At 42.9% G+C, this 737-nt stretch carries 1 protein-coding gene; it reads right to left on the minus strand.

Features of this window, described 5'->3' with window-relative positions:
* Nucleotides 1–28: 28 nt before the first annotated feature.
* The coding region (locus Q1A08_RS21335) for an IS3 family transposase (protein ID WP_299776419.1) at nt 29–737 on the minus strand (709 nt) is incomplete at its 5' end.

A 737-nucleotide genomic window follows, 5' to 3' on the forward strand; every position in this document is an offset into this window, starting at 1 on the left:
TGATCTGCTACCACTTTTGTGGACACTTTCATGCACATAGTTTTTCATAATTCACCGGCGATTGATACCCAAGCGAGGAGTGAATCCGGTCGTGATTATAAAAATCAATGTACTCGATAATACTTGTTACTGCATCGATAGCGGTATCATACATTGTCTGGTGCACTAACTCGGTTTTCATGCTGTGAAAGAATGATTCAACATGCGCATTGTCGAGTGGATTTCCTTTTCTACTCATGCTTCTTACTAAGCCAGACGCTTCAACTAAGTCTCTAAAATCGTGCGCCGCATATTCAATACCTTGATCTGAGTGAAAAATACAGCCTACTTTCGGTGGGCGCCGCAATAAGGCCATATTCAATGCACTTTTAGTTAATTCACTATTTCTCTTTCGGCTAAAAGACCAGCCAACAACGTGACGACTATACAAATCAATTACAACCGCATGATATAACCAACCACTCTTCGTCTTTATATAGGTAAAGTCGCCAGCCCATTGCTCACCAACACCTGTAGGCGAGCTTGCTATTTTTAACGCATTCAATGTGGAAGAGTAGAAGGCGTGTTTTCCTGGGGTCCAAGTGTATAAACCCTTTGTGGATGCATTGATCCCTAGCTCCTTCATAAGTCGCTGTACACGCCTGACGCTGCATGATAACCCTTGATTCTTTAACTCCCTGTGTATTCGACGTGCACCATATGTTTTCTTAAAGCCCTGATGCAGCTCTTCGATTGCG

The organism is uncultured Pseudoteredinibacter sp. (assembly GCF_947500695.1).
In the GTDB taxonomy this organism is placed as follows: domain Bacteria; phylum Pseudomonadota; class Gammaproteobacteria; order Pseudomonadales; family Cellvibrionaceae; genus Pseudoteredinibacter.